Annotated in this window: 16 protein-coding genes; 13 read left to right on the plus strand and 3 right to left on the minus strand. The window is 64.5% G+C overall.

The window, feature by feature from the left end:
• Positions 1-20: 20 nt before the first annotated feature.
• The gene (locus F8G81_RS12630) at positions 21-1,364 is read left to right on the plus strand and encodes an MFS transporter (RefSeq protein ID WP_267275084.1); all 1,344 of its coding nucleotides are present in this window, start codon (positions 21-23) and stop codon (positions 1,362-1,364) included.
• Here F8G81_RS12630 and F8G81_RS12635 read toward each other — a convergent pair.
• The 3 genes from F8G81_RS12635 to F8G81_RS12645 are packed head-to-tail and all read right to left on the minus strand — an operon-like array spanning position 1,350 to position 5,790.
• Entirely contained in the window at positions 1,350-2,729 is a 1,380-nt protein-coding gene (locus tag F8G81_RS12635) for an alpha/beta fold hydrolase (RefSeq protein ID WP_267275085.1), read from the minus strand. The genes F8G81_RS12630 and F8G81_RS12635 overlap by 15 nt on opposite strands.
• Positions 2,722-3,222 (minus strand): GNAT family N-acetyltransferase, encoded by a 501-nt coding sequence (locus F8G81_RS12640; protein ID WP_267275086.1) that lies wholly within the window; start codon positions 3,220-3,222, stop codon positions 2,722-2,724. Before F8G81_RS12640 ends, F8G81_RS12635 begins: the two co-directional genes overlap by 8 nt.
• A 21-nt stretch (positions 3,223-3,243) precedes the next feature.
• Positions 3,244-5,790 (minus strand): DEAD/DEAH box helicase, encoded by a 2,547-nt coding sequence (locus F8G81_RS12645; protein WP_267275087.1) that lies wholly within the window; start codon positions 5,788-5,790, stop codon positions 3,244-3,246.
• Positions 5,791-5,888: 98 nt separating this feature from the next.
• Here F8G81_RS12645 and F8G81_RS12650 point away from each other — a divergent pair, with 98 nt between their 5' ends.
• The 12 genes from F8G81_RS12650 (at position 5,889) to F8G81_RS12705 (ending at position 21,097) form a co-directional block, all read left to right on the plus strand.
• Positions 5,889-6,668 carry a trans-aconitate 2-methyltransferase gene (locus F8G81_RS12650; RefSeq protein ID WP_267275088.1) on the plus strand — a complete coding sequence of 260 codons (780 nt, stop codon included), beginning with the start codon at positions 5,889-5,891 and terminating at the stop codon, positions 6,666-6,668.
• Positions 6,669-6,871: 203 nt separating this feature from the next.
• Positions 6,872-8,560, plus strand: coding sequence for an ABC transporter ATP-binding protein (locus F8G81_RS12655; protein ID WP_267275089.1), 1,689 nt, complete (start codon positions 6,872-6,874; stop codon positions 8,558-8,560).
• Between the two features lie 89 nt (positions 8,561-8,649).
• The gene (locus F8G81_RS12660; protein ID WP_267279206.1) at positions 8,650-10,371 is read left to right on the plus strand and encodes an ABC transporter ATP-binding protein; all 1,722 of its coding nucleotides are present in this window, start codon (positions 8,650-8,652) and stop codon (positions 10,369-10,371) included.
• Positions 10,368-10,745: a GntR family transcriptional regulator gene (locus F8G81_RS12665; RefSeq protein WP_267275090.1), complete on the plus strand. Its 378-nt coding sequence runs from the start codon at positions 10,368-10,370 to the stop codon at positions 10,743-10,745. The genes F8G81_RS12660 and F8G81_RS12665 overlap by 4 nt, the downstream gene beginning before the upstream one ends.
• A 47-nt stretch (positions 10,746-10,792) precedes the next feature.
• Positions 10,793-13,720, plus strand: a complete 2,928-nt coding sequence (uvrA, locus tag F8G81_RS12670) for an excinuclease ABC subunit UvrA (RefSeq protein ID WP_267275091.1) — start codon at positions 10,793-10,795, stop codon at positions 13,718-13,720.
• 101 nt (positions 13,721-13,821) lie between these two features.
• On the plus strand, positions 13,822-14,538 hold the full coding sequence (locus tag F8G81_RS12675; RefSeq protein WP_267275092.1) for an HAD hydrolase-like protein: 717 nt from the start codon (positions 13,822-13,824) through the stop codon (positions 14,536-14,538).
• A complete protein-coding gene (locus tag F8G81_RS12680) occupies positions 14,525-15,193 on the plus strand; it encodes a lysophospholipid acyltransferase family protein (RefSeq protein WP_267275093.1) in 669 nt (222 codons plus the stop codon). The genes F8G81_RS12675 and F8G81_RS12680 overlap by 14 nt, the downstream gene beginning before the upstream one ends.
• Positions 15,194-15,281: 88 nt before the next feature.
• Positions 15,282-17,288 carry an excinuclease ABC subunit UvrC gene (uvrC, locus tag F8G81_RS12685; RefSeq protein WP_267275094.1) on the plus strand — a complete coding sequence of 669 codons (2,007 nt, stop codon included), beginning with the start codon at positions 15,282-15,284 and terminating at the stop codon, positions 17,286-17,288.
• Between the two features lie 71 nt (positions 17,289-17,359).
• On the plus strand, positions 17,360-18,283 hold the full coding sequence (gene rapZ / locus F8G81_RS12690; RefSeq protein ID WP_267275095.1) for an RNase adapter RapZ: 924 nt from the start codon (positions 17,360-17,362) through the stop codon (positions 18,281-18,283).
• A complete protein-coding gene (locus tag F8G81_RS12695) occupies positions 18,283-19,302 on the plus strand; it encodes a gluconeogenesis factor YvcK family protein (RefSeq protein ID WP_267275096.1) in 1,020 nt (339 codons plus the stop codon). Before rapZ ends, F8G81_RS12695 begins: the two co-directional genes overlap by 1 nt.
• A 9-nt stretch (positions 19,303-19,311) precedes the next feature.
• Positions 19,312-20,292: a DNA-binding protein WhiA gene (gene whiA / locus F8G81_RS12700; RefSeq protein ID WP_267275097.1), complete on the plus strand. Its 981-nt coding sequence runs from the start codon at positions 19,312-19,314 to the stop codon at positions 20,290-20,292.
• Positions 20,293-20,470: 178 nt separating this feature from the next.
• Complete coding sequence (locus F8G81_RS12705) at positions 20,471-21,097, plus strand: superoxide dismutase (RefSeq protein ID WP_267275098.1); 627 nt, start codon at positions 20,471-20,473, stop codon at positions 21,095-21,097.
• Positions 21,098-21,226: the final 129 nt, after the last annotated feature.

The following is a 21,226-nucleotide window of genomic DNA, read 5'->3' on the forward strand; positions in this document are numbered from 1 at the left end:
CCAATGGCTATGCTCGGACGGTGACTTCTTCTACCGCTGCGGCGCTGGACACCCACCGGGTCCAACGCCGCACTGTCCTGGTTCTTTCCCTGGCCCAGCTGCTCAGCGGGATCGGCAGCGGCGCAAGCCTGTCTGTGGGCTCCCTCCTCGCCGTCCAGCTCTCCGGCTCCAACGCCTGGGCAGGCTCAGTGACCACTGTGATGACCCTGGCAACCGCGGTTGCAGCCATGCCGCTGGCAGGCCTTGCCGAACGGCGGGGCCGACGGATCGGGCTCCTGACAGGTGTCCTGTCCGGAATGCTGGGGGCGATGGTGGTCATCGCGGCAACGGTGTCGGGGTTCTTTCCTGTGCTCCTGGCCGGAGCCGCCCTCCTGGGTCTGGCCACTGCGGCAAACCTCCAGGCCCGGTTTGCCGCGGTTGACCTGGCGGACCCGGAGCATCGGGGCCGTTCCCTTGCCATTGTTGTCTGGGCTGTCACCGCCGGAGCAGTGGCAGGCCCCAACCTGATCAGGCCTGGCGCTGTTGTGGGGGAGGCCATGGGCCTGCCCGGCATCGCCGGGCCCTTTGTATTCTCCACTGCGGGACTGGCAATGGCGGCCCTCCTCCTGCTGATCGGCCTGCGCCCGGATCCGCTGCTCCACGCCCTCGCCATCAGGCGGGGCGCCGGCAGCGGCGCCCTTACCGCCGTCCCGGGCCCCCGCAGGGGTTCACTTCGCCGCGGGCTTGCCGCGATCAGGTCCTCCCCAAAGGCCGGCCTGGCGCTGCTGGCCATCGTTGCAGCCCACGCCTGCATGGCCGCCGTGATGTCCATGACGCCGCTTCATCTGCAACTTCTGAGCGAAGGACCGCTGGCCTCCCATGGTGCAGGCCACGCCCACACCGCCAGTACGGACGTCTTTGTGCTGATCGGCTTCACCATTTCGCTGCACATTGCAGGGATGTATGCACTGTCTCCGGTGATGGGGTGGCTTACCGACCGTGCAGGCAGGGTTCCCGTCATCATCGGCGGGCACGGCCTGATCCTGGCGGCGGCATGCTGTGCGGGGTTTGGCGCCGGACAGCCCATCCTCGTCACCACCGGATTGGTGCTCCTGGGACTCGGCTGGTCTGCCGCCACCATCGCCGGTTCCACCTTGCTTGCGGAGAGTGTCAGCGTCGATTCCCGGGTACTTGTCCAGGGCGTTTCGGACACGCTGATGAGCGCCGCCGGAGCAATTGGTGCCGGCTTCTCCGGTCTGGTGATGAGTTGGATCGGCTATCAGGGGCTGAACATGTTTGCCGTCGCCATTGCTGCCGTGGTGATGGCCGTGCTGGCCGCGGATATCCGCAGCCGCAGCACGGCCAGCCCATCAGCGGCGGGCTGAGCGAACCATACCCAGCAGGCGCCCGAAGATCGCCTCGCCGTCGTCCGAAATCCCGTCATGGTGGAAGTCGGCCGTCTCCCAGACCTGCAGTCCCCGGACCGCTGCGGCGGTTTCCAGGGACAGGTCGCGGTCCACGTAGATGTCGTCGCGATAGACGGCCGCGGCAACGGGGATCGTGTTGGCGGCAAGGCGGGAGGGACTGTAGAGCGGCTTCCAGTCCTTCTTGGCTGCCACCAGCTCCGCCACGTCCCGCAGCGGACGCAAGGCCGGGTCCTGGTCGAAGTACCACGGGTAGACCATTTCGCCGGTCAGCAGCAGGGGTTCTGCTTCCGGCCTGAACTCCGGATACTCCTGGAGCACCCGCCAGGCCGACCAGTCAGTCGCCTGGCCCTGGCCATAGATGGACTCGTGCATCAGGGCATAGAGCGGGTTGGACTGCCGGGATACGATTCCCTGCATCTGTTCCAGGAAAGCGTCCGAGAGCCGGCTGCCGTGTGGTGTCTCGGTGAAAGCGTCCTCCAGCAAAAAGTGCAGTGCGTCCACCCGGGTGTTTCCGCCCAGGAAGGCTCCCGCCATCTGGAACCGCTCCACTGTGAGCTGGCCGCCGTCGGGAAGAACCTCGCGTACCTGCCGCAGGTGGGCGGCGATCCGCTCCACGGTGGTGCGGTCCTCGGGATACCACGTGAAGTACTCGTCGTTCCGCGCGGCGACCCGCCGGAAGGTGGCCCGGTAGACGTCGTCGGCGGTGCCGGAGAGGGGTGCCAGGCCTCCCGTGATGAGCGCCTCCTTAACGCCCCCGGGGGCAAAGGAAAGGTAACTGAGCGCGCAAAAACCGCCGTAGCTTTGGCCGTAGATGGTCCACGGTCCTGAGCCCAGGGCCAGGCGGACGAGTTCGGCGTCGGCGACGATGGAATCTGCGCGGAAGTGCTCAAGGTAGGCGGCCTGCTGCTCCGGTGTGCCCCGAAGCGGCAGGGTATTCCGGTCGATGGGCGAGGAGAGGCCGGTCCCGCGCTGATCGAGCATCAGGATCCGGAAGTCCTTGGCGGCCGCTTTGCTCCACCCGCCCAGCGAGGCCAGCCTGGGGCCGCGGCCTCCGGGGCCGCCCTGGAGGAACAGCAGCCACGGCAGGCTCTGCGCCTCAGCCTCGGTGTGGGCAGCGGAAACGTACTCGCGTGCGAAGACGGTGATGGTCTCCGAGGCTGGCCCTGCCTGCCGATCAGGGTGCACCGCGTCGTGCCCGAAATGGTCCAGGGGAACTGTGAAATAGTGCTCCGCCGTGCGCATGCCGCGGAACTCGTGGCGGGCCCGGACCGTATGGGCTACCGGGCCGGCGGCCCTCACCGCAGCCCGTGCTGCCTTAGCCATGGACAGACACGGGGCGGGTGCTGCCGAAGTGCTCCAGCGCATCGCCGGTCAGCCGGAATGTGGACCAGCCGTCCATGGGGAACGCGCCGAGGTTCCGGTAGAAATTGATGGACGGCTCGTTCCAGTCCAGGACGCTCCACTCCACCCGTGCATATCCGTTTTCGACGGCCGTGGCCGCAAGGTGCTGCAGCAGGGCCTTGCCGTGGCCCTCGCCCCGTGCATCCGGGCTGACGTAGAGGTCCTCAAGGTAGATGCCGTGGACGCCTTCCCAGGTGGAGTAGTTCAGGAACCAGAGCGCGAATCCCTGGACGTCGCCGGCCTCATTCTCGGCCATCGTGGCGAACACGCGCGGATTCTCGCCGAACAGCGCCTCCGAAAGCTTCTCCGGGGTGTTCCGGACGGCGTCCGGTTCCTTCTCATAGATGGCCAAATCATGGATCATGCGCAGGATCGTGGGGACGTCTTGAACTGTTGCGGGGCGGATTACACTCATGGTTCGAGTTTACTGGCGACCTCAGAGCCGGTTGACGTCGGTCACGCGGACTACGGCCGTACCCGTTTCGTCGGAGGCGGCCAGATCCACCACCGCCGAGATTCCCCAGTCATGATTCCTCGCCGGATCATCAAAGATCTGGCGCACCTTCCACTGCCCGGGCTCTTCGGTGATGATCAGCAGCCCTGGACCGCGGGCGTCGGGGCCGGTGCCGATGTCGTTATGTTCGTCGAAGTAGCCGTCCAGGACGTCCTCCCAGCGGTCAGCGTCCCAGCCGGCGCCGCCGTCGAGCTCTTCCAGTGCGGTTGCGTTCTCATCCGCGAAGAGTTCCACCCGCCGGAACATCTCGTTGCGGACCATCACACGGAAGGCCCGGATATTGGACGTCAGCGACGGGGGAGGAGGCGGCGGGGCGTCATGGGGAGTGGGCGCGGCACCGGAGGTCAGTTCCTCCCATTCATCCAGCAAGCTGGAGTCCACCTGCCTCACCAGTTCTCCCAGCCAGGCGATGAGATCCTCGAGGTCCTCCCGGAGCAGGTCCTGCGGCACTGTCTGGCGGAGCGCCTTGAAACAGTCGGCGAGGTAGCGCAGGACAATTCCCTCGGAGCGGGCCAGGCCGTAGAACTGGACGAATTCGCCGAAGTTCATGGCCCGTTCATACATGTCACGGACCACGGACTTCGGGGCCAGTTCGAAGTCACCCACCCAGGGCGCGGCCTTGCGGTAGACCTCAAAGGCTTCGCCCAGGATTTCGGCCAAAGGCTGCGGGTACGTAACCTCCTCCAGCATCGCCATCCGCTGGTCGTACTCGATCCCGTCCGCCTTCATCGCAGCGATTGCCTCGCCGCGGGCCTTTTTCTGCTGGGCGGAGAGAATCTGCCGGGGTTTTTCCAGTGTCGCCTCGATCACTGACACCACGTCCAATGCGTACGACGCCGACTCCGGATCCAGCAGTTCCAGTGCTGCCAGCGCAAACGGGGAAAGTGGCTGGTTCAGCGCAAAGTTCGGTTGCAGGTGAACTGTCAGCCGCACGCTGCGGCCATCCGCGCCCTGCTGCTCCGGCGGGATGCGCTCCACCACTTCGGCCGCGAGCAGTTCCCGGTAGATCCCGAGGGCCTTTTTCATCAGCTGCAGCTGCGAGGACCGCGACTCGTGGTTCTCCGTCAGCAAACGCCGTGCGGCGGTGAACGGGTCACCAGGGCGCTCCATCAGGTTCATCAGCATCGAATGGGTGACGCTGAAGCTGGAAGTCAGCGGATCCGGGACGGATTCCACCAGGCGCTTGTAAGTCGGTTCACCCCAGGAAACGAATCCCTCAGGCGGCTTCTTCTTCACCACCTGGCGGAGCTTCTTCTGGTCATCGCCGAATTTTGCGGTGGCTTTGGCCATCGCTTTGACGTTCTCCGTCACGTGTTCGGGGGCCTGGACCACAACGGTTCCGGCAGTGTCATACCCGGCGCGGCCGGCGCGGCCCGCGATCTGGTGGAACTCCCGGGAGTTGAGCAGGCGGGTGCGGACGCCGTCGTACTTGCTCAGGGCCGTGAGCAGGACGGTGCGGATGGGCACGTTGATGCCCACACCCAGCGTGTCAGTGCCGCAGATAACCTTCAGCAGGCCCGCCTGGGCGAGCTGCTCCACCAGCCTGCGGTATTTGGGAAGCATCCCTGCATGGTGGACGCCGATACCGTGACGCACCAGCCGGTTGAGGGTTTTTCCGAACCCCGCAGCGAAACGGAAGTTCGCGATCAGCTCCGCGATCTTGTCCTTTTCCTCACGGGTGCAGACGTTGATGCTCATCAGGTTCTGGGCGCGGTCAATGGCTTCGATCTGGCTGAAATGCACCACATAGACGGGCACCTGACGGGTCGAGAGAAGCTCTTCAAGCGTTTCGTGCACCGGCGTCTGGTGGTAGTAGTAGTGCAGCGGGATGGGCCGTTCCGCTGAACTTACCGTTGTGGTGGGACGGCCGGTGAGTTCGGTGATGCCTTCCTCGAACCGGCTGACGTCACCCAGGGTCGCGGACATCAGCAGGAACTGGGCCTGCGGCAGTTCCAGCAGCGGAACCTGCCACGCCCAGCCGCGCTGCGGATCCGAGTAGAAGTGGAACTCGTCCATAATGACGGCTCCCAGCTCCGCGCCGGCGCCTTCGCGGAGGGCTATGTTGGCCAGGATCTCGGCGGTGCAGCAGATGATCGGGGCATCCTGGTTGACACCTGAATCGCCCGTGATCATGCCGACGTTTTCAGCCCCGAAGATGTCGCACAGCGCAAAGAACTTCTCAGAGACCAGGGCCTTGATGGGCGCGGTGTAGTAGCTTCGTTGGCCGCGGGACATGGCCTGGAAATGGGCGGCTATCGCTACAAGGGACTTTCCCGAGCCCGTCGGGGTGGCCAGGATGACGTTGGCGCCGGTGGCCAACTCCATGATGGCTTCGTCCTGTGCTGCGTACAGGGCAAGTCCACGGCTGTCAGTCCACTCAAGGAACTGGGTGTACAACGCGTCAGGGTCGATGCCCGCTCCCGAGAGGCTTGGAACGGACAGGACGGGCAGCTGGTCAACGAGTTTCATTGATTTCCAGCTTAGTGCCCAGCCGGTGCAGCAGTTTGTGGGAGGACCGGGTTAGGCTCGCCCTACCGGACACAGCACCAGACCGTGTGGAGATAAATGTGAAGTGGGACCCTTCAAAATATGTTCAGTTCGGCGACTACCGGGACCGGCCATTTTTCGATTTGACCGGCCGGATCCACACCCAGCACCCGCATGAGGTGGTGGACCTTGGGTGCGGACCGGGGAACCTCACGGCAACGCTGGCCCGGCGTTGGCCCCATGCCAAAGTGCTGGGGCTCGATTCGTCCGCAGAGATGCTGGCCAGGGCGGCCGCGGAAGCGCGTGGGGAACCCCGGCTGCGCTTTGAGTTCGAGGACATTGCCGAGTGGATGCCGTCGCCCACTACGGATGTGGTGGTCTCCAACGCGGCGCTTCAGTGGGTTCCGGGCCATCAGGACCTGCTGGCCCGGTGGCTTGACCGGATGAAACCGGGCGCGTGGTTCGCCATGCAGGTCCCCGGCAACTTCAATGCACCGTCCCATGTCCTGATGCGGGAACTGGCTTCGACTTCACGCTGGCAACCAAAACTGGAAGGCGTGCTGCGCGGCGGGGAGTCGGTGGGGGAGCCGGCCGACTACCTCGAAATCATGCTGGACGCGAACTGCAAGGCTGACACCTGGGAGACCAGTTACCAGCAACTCCTCACCGGCACCGATCCCGTACTCACCTGGGTGCGGGGAACGGCTTTGCGGCCGGTCCTTGCCGCACTTTCTGCCGAGGACGCACTTACCTTCGAGTCCGAGTATGCAGCGGCGCTCACGTCGGCGTATCCGGAAACGAAACACGGCACTGCATTTCCTTTCCGGAGGATTTTCGCCGTGGCGCGTAAGAAAGGCTAACGCCCCAAACTCCATTCGATATATGTTCTCTACAGGTGTGTCACGCGCCATGACGAATGTTGGAATGTGATGAGGCTTACAATGGCGGAGCGGCCACGGGGAGGCGTCAGGCCAGGCCGCGATGGGCCTCCCGAACAGTTTCTGGAGGTGCGGTGCTTTTCCGGATGATGATCCGGCTATTGGCCGGCCACAAGGCAACCGTGATGGCGATTGTCCTCCTGCAACTGCTCCAGACGGCTGGCAACCTCCTGCTCCCCACAGTGAATGCGGCCATCATTGACGATGGCATCGTTGCCGGTGACACGCCGGTGATTCTGCGGCTGGGCTCACTAATGACGGGGATCGCTGCTGTCCAGGCGGGGGCGGCCATCGCCGCCGGATACCTCGGTGCCGTGGTGGCCATGAAGCTCGGGCGCCAGCTTCGCGCGGAGCTCTTTGGCAAAATCCAGAGCCTGTCATCCCAGGAGGTGGCGGCGTTCGGCACACAAAGCCTGGTGACGCGGGCCACCAACGATACCCAGCAGATCCAGGCATTCGCGGTTTTGGTGTTCACCATGCTTGTTGCGGCGCCCGTCATGGGAGTGGGCGGTGTCTTGCTGGCCCTGCATCAGGACGTGGTGCTTTCGGCGGTGGTGATCATCATCGTGCCCGTGCTGCTCCTGGTCATGTACCTGATCGTCCGGCGCCTCGTGCCGCTCTACCGGGAAGGGCAGGACCTGCTCGACCGCACCGGCGCCGTGCTGCGGGAACAGATCATCGGAGCCAGCGTGATCCGGGCCTTTGTCCGGCAGGATCACGAGACCCGGCGTTTCGCCCGCACGAACGCCAGCCTCACCGGGAACAATCTGCAGTCAGCCCTCGTGGTGGCGGGGATGTTGCCGCTGATCATGATCGTGGTGAACCTCTCGTCGGTGGCAGTCGTGTGGTTCGGCGGCCACCGTGTGCACAACGGTCAGATGGAGATCGGCGCCTTAACAGCCTTTGTCGCCTACATCCTCCAGATCCTGCTGGCCATCATGATGGCCATGTATGTGCTCATGACGGCCCCCCGTGCCGCTGCATGCGCCGAGCGCATCCGGGCTGTCCTGGATGCCGTGCCCACGGTGAGGGACGGTGCCGATCTTCGCGGCGGGGACGTGGTTTTCGACGGCGGCAGCGTTTCGTTCCGCAATGTCAGCTTCTCCTACCCCGGGGCGGAAGCCCCGGTGCTGGAAAACATCACCTTCACTGCCCGGCCCGGCACCACCACTGCCATCGTGGGGTCTACGGGCAGCGGAAAATCGACGCTTTTGAACCTGATTCCCCGGTTTATGGATTCCACCGGCGGAGTTATCACTGTAGGCGGCCGGGATATCCGGGCGGTCACGGTTGACCTGCTGCGCAGGCAAATGGCCGTTGTGCCGCAGCGCTCCCACTTGTTTACGGGAACGGTCGCCGATAACCTGCGGATCGCTGCGCCGGCGGCGACGGATGCCGAATTGTGGGGAGCGCTGGATATTGCCCAGGCCTCGGACTTTGTCCGGCGGCTGCCACTCGGCCTGCAGACGGCCGTGGGGCAGGGCGGGACAAACCTCTCCGGCGGCCAGCGGCAGCGGCTCTGCATTGCGCGGGCGCTGCTTCGTCCGGCTTCCCTCTACCTCTTCGACGACAGTTTCTCCGCCCTGGACTACGACACCGATGCCCGGCTGAGGGATGCGCTGGGAGCGGCCCTGGATATGGCGGTGGTGATCGTTGTGGCGGAACGGATTGCCACGGTGGCGGGCGCAGGGCTGATTCTGGTGCTCGACGACGGCCGCCTGGTGGCCCAGGGCACCCACCTTGAGCTGCTGGCAGCCTCCGCCACATACCGGGAGATCGCGGAATCGCAGCTTGCCCTGGAGGACACCCTGTGACGGCGCCGCTGGCAGCCGAGGAAGCTCCGGCATTGTTCTGGGCCACATCGCGCCGCTTGCTTGGCCTGCTGACGCCGTACAGATGGCACATGCTGACCGCCATCGCGGCAACCTGCGGTTTTGCCGGCCTCAATGTAGCGGCACCGAAATACCTGGGTGACGCCACCGACGTCGTGGTGGACGGGGTGTTTGACGGCGTCCTGAACGAGCAGAGGCTGGCAGGCCTGCTGACAGGCGTCGCCCTGATGTACGTCGGAGCGTCGCTGTTTAACTGGGTCCAGGGCTCGCTGACAGCGAGTTCCGTCCACGGCCTCATGTACCGCCTCCGGGCTTCCCTGGAGGACAAGCTGCACAGACTGCCGTCGACCTACTTCCAGGAACAGTCCCGCGGCGACGTCCTCAGCCGTGCCACAAATGACATGGACAACATCTCCCAGGCGCTCAACCAGATCCTGACCCAATTGATCATGTCGGTCCTGATGCTCTGTGGTGCCTTGGCCATGATGCTTTGGATTTCCCCGCTCCTGGCCGGCCTTGCCCTTGCCTTTGTCCCACTGTCCACGCTGATCACTGTCCTGGTGGCCCGCCGGTCCCAGGCGCAGTTCGCACGCCAGTGGACCGAAACGGGGGAACTGAACGCGCACGTGGAGGAGTTCGTGAGCGGGCATGAGGTGATCAAGGCCTTCGGGTACCAGGAACAGGCAGCAGCTATTTTTGCGGCGAGTAACGACAGGCTTGCCCGGGCGGCCGCGAAGGCGCAGTATTCATCCGGCATGGTGCAGCCGCTGATGGTCCTGATCGGCAACCTTAATTACATCGCGGTGGCAGTGGTCGGAGCGCTGCAGGTCACCGCCGGAGCCATGACCATTGGCGGCATCCAGGCCTTCATCCAGTTCAGCCGGCTCTTCACCCAGCCCGTCGGGCAGATCGGCGGCATGCTGAACGTCATCCAGTCATGCGCCGCGTCGGCAGGTCGGGTCTTCGCACTCCTTGACGCCGACGAAGTTCCGGCCGAACCACGGAGAACACGCACAGCGCCGGAAGCCGGCGGACGTATTGTTTTTGACGATGTCACCTTTGGGTACCAGCCATCCGTCCCCGTTGTCCGGAACCTCTCGTTTACCGTGGCGCCGGGACAGACAGTGGCAATTGTCGGTCATACCGGAGCAGGCAAAACCACCGTCGTTAACCTTCTGATGCGCTTTTATGAAATTGATACAGGGCGGATCACCATGGGGCGCACGGATATCGCCACCATGCCACGGGACGCCCTGCGGGCTGGATTCGGAGTGGTGCTCCAGGATGCATGGCTGTTCGCGGGAAGTATTCGGGAGAACATCGCCTACGGCCGGCCAGGCGCCACTGACGCTGACATTGTCGCCGCAGCGGAAGCAAGCTACGTAGACCATTTCGTCCGGTCGCTCCCGGCCGGATACGACACCATGCTGGACAACGGGGGAGACCCGCTCAGCCAGGGTCAGCGCCAGCTGATCACTATTGCCCGGGCCCAGCTCGCAGGCCGCAGCGTCCTGGTCCTGGATGAGGCCACGAGCTCCGTGGACTCCAGGACCGAACTCCTGATCCGCCAGGCCATGCAACGGCTGCGGCAGGGGAGGACCAGTTTTGTTATTGCCCACCGTTTGTCCACAGTCCGTGACGCTGATCTAATCTTGGTCATGGATCACGGACGCATTATGGAGCAGGGAACCCACAGTGCCTTGCTGGCAGCCAACAGCTATTACGCCAGGCTTTACAACGCCCAGTTCGCCGGCCGCGCGGAAAAACCAGGTGCCTTGGAAGCCGGGCTATGAGTGCAGGGAACAGCTTTCCCGGGAGCTGGAAGCCAAACCAGGCCAGCACCGTGGCGCTGTTTGAACAGTTGCGCCTTCACGTGATCAAACTGGCGGACAGTGGCGTACTGCCGCCGGGCACCCGGCTTCCCGCAGTGCGTGCCCTGGCCGAACGGCTGGATGTGGCCCCGCACACTGTGGCCCGGGCCTACAAGGAACTTGAGGCGGCAGGCGTGGTGGCCACCCGCGGCAGGAACGGCACGGTGGTCTGCGCGCGGGATGAACGGTGGGACGCACTCTCAGCTGCGGCTGCCGCCTATGCAGGAGCAGCCAAGGCGCAGGGTGCCTCGTTCGCCGAGGCGGTCCAGCTACTGGCTGCGGCCTACGACCGCTGAAGGATGCCACGTGGATATTCGAAGAAGTTTTCGATTAGCATTAGTGGGTGCCTAAAGCCGTAGCTGAAGAAACAGCAGTCGAACCCGTTCCCGCCACCGCGGCCCGGACCCCCGTCAAGCCCACGCGTCCGGACCTGTCACGCCTGGTTGTCAAGGGCGCCCGCGAGCACAATCTGCGCAACGTGGACCTCGACCTGCCCCGCGACGCCATGATTGTCTTCACGGGCCTGTCCGGTTCCGGCAAGTCTTCCCTGGCTTTCGACACCATCTTTGCGGAGGGACAGCGGCGCTACGTCGAGTCCCTTTCCGCCTATGCCCGGCAGTTCCTGGGCCAGGTGGACAAACCGGACGTGGACTTCATCGAGGGACTGTCGCCGGCCGTCTCCATCGACCAAAAGTCAACCAGCAAGAACCCGCGTTCCACCGTCGGCACCATCACGGAAATTTACGACTACATGCGCCTGCTCTGGGCGCGCGTGGGCCGTCCGCACTGCCCGGTTTGTGGTGAGCCGGTGACCAAGCAGACCCCACAGCAAATTGTGGACCAGCTGCTGGAGCTCGAGGAGGGCACACGCTTCCAGATCCTCGCCCCGGTGGTCCGGGGACGAAAAGGCGAATTCGTGGACCTCTTCAAGGAGCTGACCGCGAAGGGCTACTCCCGTGCCAGGGTGGATGGCGAGCTGGTCCAGCTTAATGACGCCCCCAAGCTGGGCAAGCAGTTCAAGCACACCATTGAGGTGGTGGTTGACCGCCTGGTGGTTAAGGAAGGCATCAGCCAGCGCCTTACCGATTCCATCGAAACAGCGCTGTCCCTCGCCGAGGGCCGCGTACTGGCAGATTTTGTCGACCTCGACGCCGACGATCCCGCCCGGCTGCGCGCTTTCTCCGAAAACCTTGCCTGCCCGAACGAACACCCGTTGGCCATCGATGAGATCGAGCCCCGCTCCTTCTCCTTCAACAACCCCTTCGGGGCCTGTGCGGCCTGCAGCGGCATCGGCACCAAGCTGGAGGTGGACGAGGAACTGATCGTCCCGAATTCGGAGCTGTCACTGGCGGAAGGGGCCATTGCCCCCTGGTCCCTGGGGACCGCCACCACTGAGTACTGGAACAGGCTGCTCGAGGGCCTGGCGAAGGAACTCGGGTTTTCCATGGACACTCCCTGGGAGAAGCTGGGTAACGACGTCCGCCAGACGGTCCTGCACGGGAAGGACCACAAGGTGGTGGTCCAGTACCGCAACCGCTTTGGCCGGGAACGGAAGTACAGCACAGGCTTTGAAGGCGCCATCCAGTACGTCCACCGCAAACATGGCGAGACAGACTCCGACTGGGCCCGGGACCGCTACGAAGAATACATGCGGCAGATTCCCTGCCCCGCCTGCAACGGCGCCCGCCTGAACCCCGCGTCGCTGTCCGTCCTGATTAACGGAAAATCCATTGCCGACGTCGCCGCCATGCCCATGCGGACGTGTGCGGACTTCCTGAACAACCTGGTGCTCACCGGCCGCGAGGCCCAGATTGCGCACCAGGTGCTGAAGGAGATCCAGGCACGCCTGACATTCCTCCTTGACGTGGGCCTGGAGTACCTGAACCTCGAACGGCCCTCCGCCACACTGTCGGGGGGCGAGGCTCAACGTATCCGGCTGGCAACCCAGATCGGTTCCGGCCTGGTGGGGGTCCTCTACGTCCTGGACGAGCCGTCCATCGGGCTGCACCAGCGCGATAACCGCCGGCTCATCGAGACACTCACCCGGCTCCGCGACATGGGAAACACCCTCATCGTGGTGGAGCACGACGAAGACACCATCCACGAGGCCGACTGGATTGTGGACATCGGACCCGGCGCCGGCGAGCACGGCGGCGAGGTAGTGCACTCGGGCTCGTACCAGGACCTGCTGAAGAATCGCGCCTCCCTGACCGGCGACTACCTGTCGGGACGAAAGAAAATCGACATCCCCAAGAAGCGGCGCAAGTACGACAAAAAGCGTGAGCTCAAAGTGGTGGGTGCCCGCGAGAACAACCTGATCAATATCGACGCTGCCTTCCCGCTGGGGCTTTTCACGGCGGTCACCGGCGTGAGCGGCTCCGGCAAATCCACCCTTGTCAACGAAATCCTCTACAAGGTGCTGGCCAACAAGCTCAACGGCGCCAAGCAGGTCGCCGGGCGGCACAAGTCCGTTCAGGGCCTTGAGCACCTGGACAAGGTGGTCCACGTCGACCAAAGCCCCATCGGGCGCACCCCCCGGTCCAACCCGGCCACGTACACAGGCGTCTTCGACAACATCCGTAAGCTCTTCGCCGAGACCACTGAAGCGAAGGTGCGCGGCTACCTGCCCGGCCGTTTCTCCTTTAACGTCAAGGGCGGGCGTTGCGAAGCCTGCTCCGGCGACGGCACACTGAAAATTGAGATGAACTTCCTCCCCGACGTCTACGTGCCCTGCGAAGTCTGCCACGGCGCGCGCTACAACCGGGAAACGCTTGAGGTGCACTACAAAGGCAAGACCATCGCCGATGTCCTGAACATGCCCATCGAAGAGGGCGCTGAGTTCTTCGCTGCCTTCTCGCCCATCGCCCGGCACCTGAACACACTGGTGGATGTAGGGCTGGGCTATGTGCGCCTGGGACAGCCTGCCACCACCCTGTCCGGCGGAGAAGCCCAGCGCGTCAAATTGGCGGCTGAACTCCAAAAGCGCTCCAACGGCCGCAGCGTCTACGTCCTGGACGAGCCCACCACCGGCCTCCACTTCGAGGACATCCGCAAGCTGCTGCTGGTCCTCCAGGGCCTGGTGGACAAGGGCAACACGGTCATCACCATCGAGCACAACCTTGACGTCATCAAGAGCGCCGACTGGATCGTGGATCTCGGTCCTGACGGCGGCTCGGGAGGCGGCCAGATTGTTGCCACGGGAACCCCTGAGCAGGTGGCAAAGTCCGAGGAAAGCTACACCGCTGCCTTCCTGGCCGAGATTCTGGGCTAGCAGCGCCGGGAGATGCCCGGCATCCATGAAGTATTCAAAGAAGTATTCCAAGAGGAGTATGCGAGTTTCAGGGTTGACTGGTGTCATGAGAAACTAAGCCGGTGACTCAAACAACAGTGCCCGTGATCTTTGACCTGGACGGCACTCTTGTCGATCCCGCAGGCGGAATTACAGACGGAATTGCAGCTGCCCTTCGGAAGCTTGCACTCCCTGTTCCCAGCCAGGACCTGCTGGACGCGATGATCGGCCCGAAACTGAGCGACTCCCTGCTGAACGTCGCCATGGTTCCGGCAGACCTGCTGGATGATGCAATCCGCCTCTATCGGGAGTACTACGTCACCACCGGCATTGGCCAGGGACGGCTGTACCCCGGCATCATGGATGTCCTGGACAGCTTCGCAGCGGCAGGCCGGCCCGTTGCCGTGGCAACCCAGAAACCTGAAGGCCTGGCGCGGACGGTCCTTGAGCACCACGGGATAGCAAGCCTGTTCCAGTCCATCAGGGGCTCCGCCGACGACGAATCCGCCGCGGCCGCCGGCCCCGTGGGGAAAACAGGCATTATTGCCGCTGCCCTGCGGGACCTTTCCACCCACCACGCGGTGATGGTGGGGGACCGTGCCCAGGACGTGGCCGGCGCCATTGCCAACGGGCTTGACTGCATCGGCGTGAACTGGGGTTTTGCTCCCAACGGCGAACTGCAGGATGCGGGGGCCGTCACGCTGGTGGACACCGCACCGGACCTTGTGGCCGCCATCGAGCGGTTGGAAGCCATCCATGCAGCAGCCATGAGCGAGGTGCAAAACGATGGCACTCTTTGATGCGGTCCGCTGGACCACCCGGACCCTGATCGCGGGCTCCTGCCGGCCCACCGTCGTCGGACTTGAAAACGTGCCCACGGACGGCGCGTTTATCGTTGCGCCCAACCACCTTTCATTTTTTGACAGTGTCATTGTCCAGGCCCTGATGCCGCGCCCCGTGGCCTTCTTCGCGAAGGCCGAGTACTTCAACACCGGTGGCATCAAGGGCAAGGTCATGAAGTCCTTCTTCGAGTCCGTCGGCTCCATCCCGGTAGAACGCGGCGAGCAGGCGGCCAGCGTACAGGCGCTCAAGACACTCCTGGACATCCTTGAATCGGGCAAGGGCATCGGCATCTACCCCGAAGGCACCCGCTCCCGCGACGGCATCCTCTACCGTGGCCGGACCGGCGTTGGCTGGCTGGCCCTGACCACCGGCGCCCCCGTGGTGCCCGTGGGGTTGATCGGCACCGAGAACCTGCAGCCTGCCGGCGAGAAGGGCTTCAAGCCGCAGCATTTCACCATGAAGGTCGGGGCGCCGCTCTACTTCGACAAGACAGGTCCGGACCATTCCCTTCCGGCCCGGCGCCAGGTGACGGACAAGATCATGGACTCCATCGCCGAACTCAGCGGCCAGGACCGTTCCACCAGCTACAACCAGAGCAAGGCAGTGGACTAGAGCAGGGCAATGGACCAGCAGTGGCGGTTCCCGGCCGTGGCAGCCTGTGGTGGCACTGACGCCCCTGCAGCCTCAGTAGACTGGAAACGTGGCAGATCCAGCAAGTTACAGGCCCCAGACGGGTGAGATACCCATCAACCCCGGGGTATACCGGTTCCGCGATCCCCATGGCCGGGTCATCTACGTGGGCAAGGCGAAAAGCCTCCGCTCACGCCTGAATTCCTATTTCGCGAATCCGGCCGGACTGCTGCCCAAAACCCATGCCATGGTCCATGCCGCCAGCAGCGTCGAATGGACAGTGGTCAGCAGCGAGCTGGAATCGTTGCAGCTGGAATACACCTGGATCAAGGAATTCAAGCCGCGGTTTAACGTTGTCTTCCGCGACGACAAAACTTATCCGTACCTTGCCCTGACCATGAGCGAGAAGCTGCCGCGGGTCCAGGTCATGCGGGGTGACCGCAGGAAGGGCACCCGCTATTTCGGCCCGTACACGGCCGGCGCCATCCGCGAAACCATGGATACGCTCCTGCGTGTCTTTCCCGTCCGCAGCTGCAGCGCCGGTGTCCTCAAACGGGCCCAGGCCAGCGGCAGGCCCTGCCTGCTTGGCTACATCGACAAATGCTCGGCACCCTGCGTCGGCCGGGTCACGCCGGAGGAACACCGGGCGCTGGCTGAGGATTTCTGCGCTTTTATGGGCGGTGAAGCCAAACGCTTTATCTCCAAGCTGGAAAAACAGATGGCCGAGGCCGTGGCAGCCCTCGACTACGAGCGTGCGGCCAGGCTCCGCGACGACATCTCTGCCTTGCGGAAAGTATTCGAACGCAACGCCGTGGTCCTTGGCGAGGACACCGACGCCGACATCTTTGCCTTGCACGAAGACGAGCTGGAAGCAGCCGTGCAGGTGTTCCACGTCCGCGGCGGCAGGGTCCGCGGCCAGCGGGGCTGGGTTGTCGAGAAGGTGGAAGACGCCACCACGCCGGACCTCGTGGAACACCTCCTCCAGCAGGTGTACGGCGAAGATGGGGACAGCCACGGCAGGCTGCCCAGGGAAGTCCTGGTGCCCGTTGCCCCGAGTAACGCAGCAGAGCTTGCCCAATGGCTCGGAGGCCTGCGGGGAGCCAAAGTGGACATCAGGGTGCCCCAGCGCGGCGACAAAGCGGCGCTGATGTCTACCGTCCGCGAGAACGCGGAACACGCCCTGAAACTGCACAAGACGCGGCGGGCAGGGGACCTGACCGTCCGGTCGCAGGCCCTCCAGGAGCTCCAGGAAGCTCTGGACCTGCCGGTGGCGCTCCTCCGGATCGAGTGCTTTGACGTCTCCCATGTCCAGGGCACCAACGTGGTGGCGTCCATGGTGGTGGTGGAGGACGGCCTGCCGAAGAAGTCCGACTACCGCAAGTTCTCCGTGACCGGCGCAGCCGCCACAGACGATACAGCAGCCATGCATGATGTCCTGACCCGCCGTTTCCGCCACTACTTGCAGGACAAGACGGCCCAGGTGGAAGCCGCCGCCCTCGACGGACACCAGGCGGCCCTGGATGCTGCGGCTGACGCCGCAGTCCTGGACACCACCACGCCGGCCCCACGGACGAAATTCGCCTACCCGCCAAACCTGGTGGTGGTGGATGGCGGCAAGCCACAGGTCAACGCTGCTGCCAGGGCGCTGGCTGATCTGGGCATTGATGACGTTTATGTAGTGGGACTGGCCAAGCGGCTCGAGGAAGTCTGGCTGCCGGACAGCGACTTCCCGGTCATCCTGCCCAGGACATCGCAGGGACTCTACCTCCTGCAGCGCATCCGTGATGAAGCGCACCGTTTTGCCATATCCTTCCACCGGCAAAAGCGCGGCAAGGCCATGACGGTTTCGGCGCTGGACGGCGTCCCGGGCCTGGGGGAATCGAAGCGGAAAGCCCTGCTCGCGCACTTCGGTTCCGTTAAGGGAGTCAAGGCAGCGTCCGTCAACGAACTCTCGGCAGCCAAAGGCATCGGCCCCGCCCTCGCCACCGCCATCGCCACCCATTTCAGCTCAGACGCCGCGGCGGGCGAAACCGCCCCGGCCATCAACATGAGCACCGGCGAAATCCTTGAAACTTAGCTAGGGTAAGGAGGGGGTTTCCGCGGTTGCGGTTCCTCGCCTCATGCAGGAGAGAAACGGAGCGGAATTTAATGGCAGAGTCAACGGCGGAATCCGGGACGGAGCAGGACGGGCTGACGCCGGTCAAGCCCCTCGAAGCGGAGCTGCTCGTGGTCACCGGGATGTCCGGGGCCGGACGCAGCACGGCTGCGGACGCGCTGGAGGACCACGGCTGGTATGTCGTGGAAAACCTGCCGCCGCAGATGCTCAGCACGCTCGCCGAACTGGTGTCACACGCACCGCAGTCCATTCCGCGGCTTGCCGTGGTCATGGACGTCCGCAGCAAGGGCCTGTTCGCCGACATCCGCGCTGCCCTGGGTGCCCTTGCCGCGAGCGGCGTGACCTTCCGGGTCCTGTTCCTCGACGCCAACGACGACGTCCTGGTCCGCCGCTTTGAACAGGGCCGCAGGCCCCACCCGCTGCAGGAAGGCGGCCGGATCCTGGACGGCATCGCCGCAGAACGGGAGCTGCTGACAGAACTCCGCGACAGCGCCGACGTCGTCCTTGATACCTCTACGTACAACGTCCACGGCCTGGCCACCGCTATCACCGAACTCTTCAGCGAGACCGGACCTGTGGCGCTGCGGCTGAACGTTATGAGTTTCGGGTTCAAGTACGGCCTGCCGGTAGATTCGAACTACGTGGCTGATGTGCGCTTCATTCCCAACCCGCACTGGGTTCCGCAGTTGCGCCCGCACACGGGCCTGGACAAGGATGTCAGCGATTATGTCCTGGAGGCCGAAGGCGTGAAGAACTTCGTTGACCGCTATGTACTGGCGCTCGAACCGGTCCTGGACGGCTACCGGCGCGAGAACAAGCACTATGCCACCATCGCGGTCGGGTGCACGGGCGGCAAGCACCGCTCGGTGGCCGTCGCCGTCGAGCTTTCCAAGAAACTGGCCCAATATCCCAGGGTCACCGTCACCACCAGCCACCGGGACCTGGGCCGCGAGTAATGGGATTGCTTACCGGGCCGATGCCCTTGATTCCGCCTTCAGGGGGAACAGGAGCAGGCCAGCAGGACAAGGGTCCCAACGTGGTGGCGCTCGGCGGCGGGCACGGCCTGTCCGCCTCGCTGTCAGCCCTGAGGCTGCTCACGTCACAGCTCACCGCCGTCGTCACGGTAGCGGACGACGGCGGATCATCGGGGCGTCTGCGGGAAGAGTACGCTGTCCTCCCGCCGGGGGACCTGCGCATGGCGCTGTCCGCGCTCTGTGACGACACCGACTGGGGACGCACGTGGCGCGACGTGATGCAGCACCGGTTCCGGCCGGGCAAGGGTCCCGGTGGCTCCCTGGATGAACACGCGATGGGTAACCTGCTGATCGTGACGCTCTGGGAGCTCCTGGGCGACACCGTGGCGGGACTCAAGTGGGCAGGGGCCCTGCTGGGCGCCCGGGGCGAGGTACTGCCAATGTCCACCGTCCCGCTGACCATCGAGGGCGACGTCCGGATCACTGCACCGGACGGTGCGTCCGCACTTGAAACCATCCGCGGCCAGGCACGCTGCGCGGTGGCCGGTTCGCTGGAACAGGTCCGCCTGCTCCCCGAGGCCGCTCCCGCGTGTGTGGAGGCCCTCACCGCGATCGAACTGGCCGACTGGGTCATCCTGGGCCCCGGCTCCTGGTACACGTCGGTGCTGCCGCACCTGCTGCTGCCCGAGATGCGGCAGGCGCTGTGCCATACTGCGGCCAAGCGCTGCCTCACCATGAACCTGGCCACCGATACGAAAGAGACATCGGGGATGTCCGCGGCCGACCACCTGCATGCGCTGCGCCGCTACGCTCCGGGTTTCAGCGTGGATGTGGTGCTGGCGGATCCTGCGTCCGTTCCGGACCTGTCCGAGTTCGAGAAGGCGGCGGAGATGATCGGTGCCGAGGTTGTCTTGGGTAAAGTAGGGGCGTCGGGCCGCCGGCCCATCCATGACCCCCTGCGTCTGGCGACGGCGTACCAAGACATTTTCGGGAACAGTTAGGAAGGTGCCATGGCACTGACAGCATCGGTCAAGGAAGAACTGTCCCGTCTGGACATCAAGAAGTCATCAGTGCGCAAGGCTGAAGTCTCGGCCATGCTCCGGTTCGCGGGCGGCCTGCACATCATCTCGGGCCGGATTGTGATCGAGGCCGAAGTGGACCTCGCATCCACAGCACGCCGGCTGCGGGCGGCGGTGGCGGAGGTTTATGGCCACCAGAGCGAAATCATCGTGGTTTCCGGCGGCGGGCTGCGACGCGGGAGCCGGTATGTGGTCCGCGTGGTCCGCGACGGCGAAGCGCTGGCACGGCAAACCGGACTGCTCGACGGCCGGGGCAGGCCTGTCCGTGGGCTTCCGTCAGCCGTGGTGAACGGCTCCGCCGCCGATGCCGAGGCCGTCTGGCGGGGTGCGTTCCTGGTCCATGGCTCGCTCACGGAACCGGGCCGCTCGTCGTCCCTGGAGGTCACTTGCCCCGGCCCGGAATCCGCCCTGGCACTGGTTGGGGCGGCCCGCCGCCTCGGCATCCAGGCCAAAGCCCGGGAAGTCAGGGGAGTGGACCGCGTGGTAATCCGCGACGGCGACACCATCGCAGCGTTGCTGACCCGCATGGGCGCCCACGACGCACTGATGGTCTGGGAGGAACGCCGGATGCGCAAGGAAGTCCGCGCCACCGCCAACCGGCTTGCCAACTTCGACGACGCGAACCTGCGCCGGTCCGCGCAGGCGGCAGTGGCAGCAGGTGCCCGCGTTGACCGTGCACTCGAAATCCTCGGCGACGACGTCCCGGACCACCTGAAGTACGCCGGCGAGCTCCGGGTGGCCCACAAGCAGGCAAGCCTCGATGAACTGGGCCGGCTGGCAGATCCCGTGATGACCAAAGACGCGATTGCCGGGCGCATCCGCCGGCTGCTCGCCATGGCAGACAAACGTGCCATCGACCTGGGGATCCCCGGCACGGACGCCAATGTGACGCCGGAAATGCTGGACGAGTAAGAGCGCCCCTAGAATCAGAGACTGTGACGGAAATACCTGAACCGGGACGAAGGTTATGCCCGGCGAACGGGCCCGGCCCCGCCGGTTCCGTTACCGCAATTTTCCGGATGCCTGTCATCCGGATGCACAATCCGAGAGTTACCAACCGGACAGACAGTCCACGACATTGGAGGATTTTGTGACCGAGTACGTACTGCCAGAACTCAGCTACGACTACGCAGCCCTTGAGCCGCACATTTCGGCGCGGATCATGGAGCTGCACCACAGCAAGCACCATGCAGCCTACGTTGCAGGCGCCAACAACGCCCTGGCCCAGCTGGCTGATGCCCGTGACAAGGGCGACTTCGCCAACATCAACCGCCTCTCCAAGGACCTCGCGTTCCACACCGGCGGCCACGTCAACCACTCCGTGTTCTGGAACAACCTGTCTCCGGACGGCGGGGACAAGCCCGAGGGCGAGCTCGCCGCTGCCATCGATGACGCCTTCGGCTCCTTCGACGCGTTCCGTGCGCAGTTCTCCGCAGCCGCCCTGGGCCTCCAGGGATCCGGCTGGGGCTTCCTGGCCTTCGAGCCGATCGGTGGCAACCTTGTCATCGAGCAGCTCTACGACCAGCAGGGCAACGTGGCGCTGGGCACCACCCCGCTGCTGATGCTGGACATGTGGGAGCACGCCTTCTACCTGGACTACGTCAACGTCAAGGCGGACTATGTCAAGGCATTCTGGAACATCGTCAACTGGGCCGACGTCGCCAAGCGCTTCGATGCTGCCCGCTCCAACGCGACGGGCCTCATCACCCTCCCGTAGTGACGTGCGGTACACGCACCTGTAACAAACTTCACATTTAGCGGCATTTGGGCCGGAATGTGGACCGTCTGCCCCCGCAGTTGCGGGGGCAGACCCAGTTAAACGTAAGATAGGTCACGGAAGGCGGTT

Source organism: Arthrobacter sp. CDRTa11 (assembly GCF_026427775.1).
GTDB lineage: Bacteria > Actinomycetota > Actinomycetes > Actinomycetales > Micrococcaceae > Arthrobacter.

Excerpts from the sequence above, each read along its gene's own strand:
- F8G81_RS12655 (WP_267275089.1), top strand. The coding sequence starts at position 6,872 with ATGGCGATTGTCCTCCTGCAACTGCTCCAGACGGCTGGCAACCTCCTG.
- F8G81_RS12640 (WP_267275086.1), bottom strand. The coding sequence starts at position 3,222 with ATGAGTGTAATCCGCCCCGCAACAGTTCAAGACGTCCCCACGATCCTG.
- F8G81_RS12680 (WP_267275093.1), top strand. The coding sequence starts at position 14,525 with ATGGCACTCTTTGATGCGGTCCGCTGGACCACCCGGACCCTGATCGCG.
- F8G81_RS12645 (WP_267275087.1), bottom strand. The coding sequence starts at position 5,790 with ATGAAACTCGTTGACCAGCTGCCCGTCCTGTCCGTTCCAAGCCTCTCG.
- F8G81_RS12695 (WP_267275096.1), top strand. The coding sequence starts at position 18,283 with ATGGGATTGCTTACCGGGCCGATGCCCTTGATTCCGCCTTCAGGGGGA.
- F8G81_RS12635 (WP_267275085.1), bottom strand. The coding sequence starts at position 2,729 with ATGGCTAAGGCAGCACGGGCTGCGGTGAGGGCCGCCGGCCCGGTAGCC.
- F8G81_RS12660 (WP_267279206.1), top strand. The coding sequence starts at position 8,650 with ATGCTGACCGCCATCGCGGCAACCTGCGGTTTTGCCGGCCTCAATGTA.
- whiA (WP_267275097.1), top strand. The coding sequence starts at position 19,312 with ATGGCACTGACAGCATCGGTCAAGGAAGAACTGTCCCGTCTGGACATC.
- rapZ (WP_267275095.1), top strand. The coding sequence starts at position 17,360 with ATGGCAGAGTCAACGGCGGAATCCGGGACGGAGCAGGACGGGCTGACG.
- F8G81_RS12665 (WP_267275090.1), top strand. The coding sequence starts at position 10,368 with ATGAGTGCAGGGAACAGCTTTCCCGGGAGCTGGAAGCCAAACCAGGCC.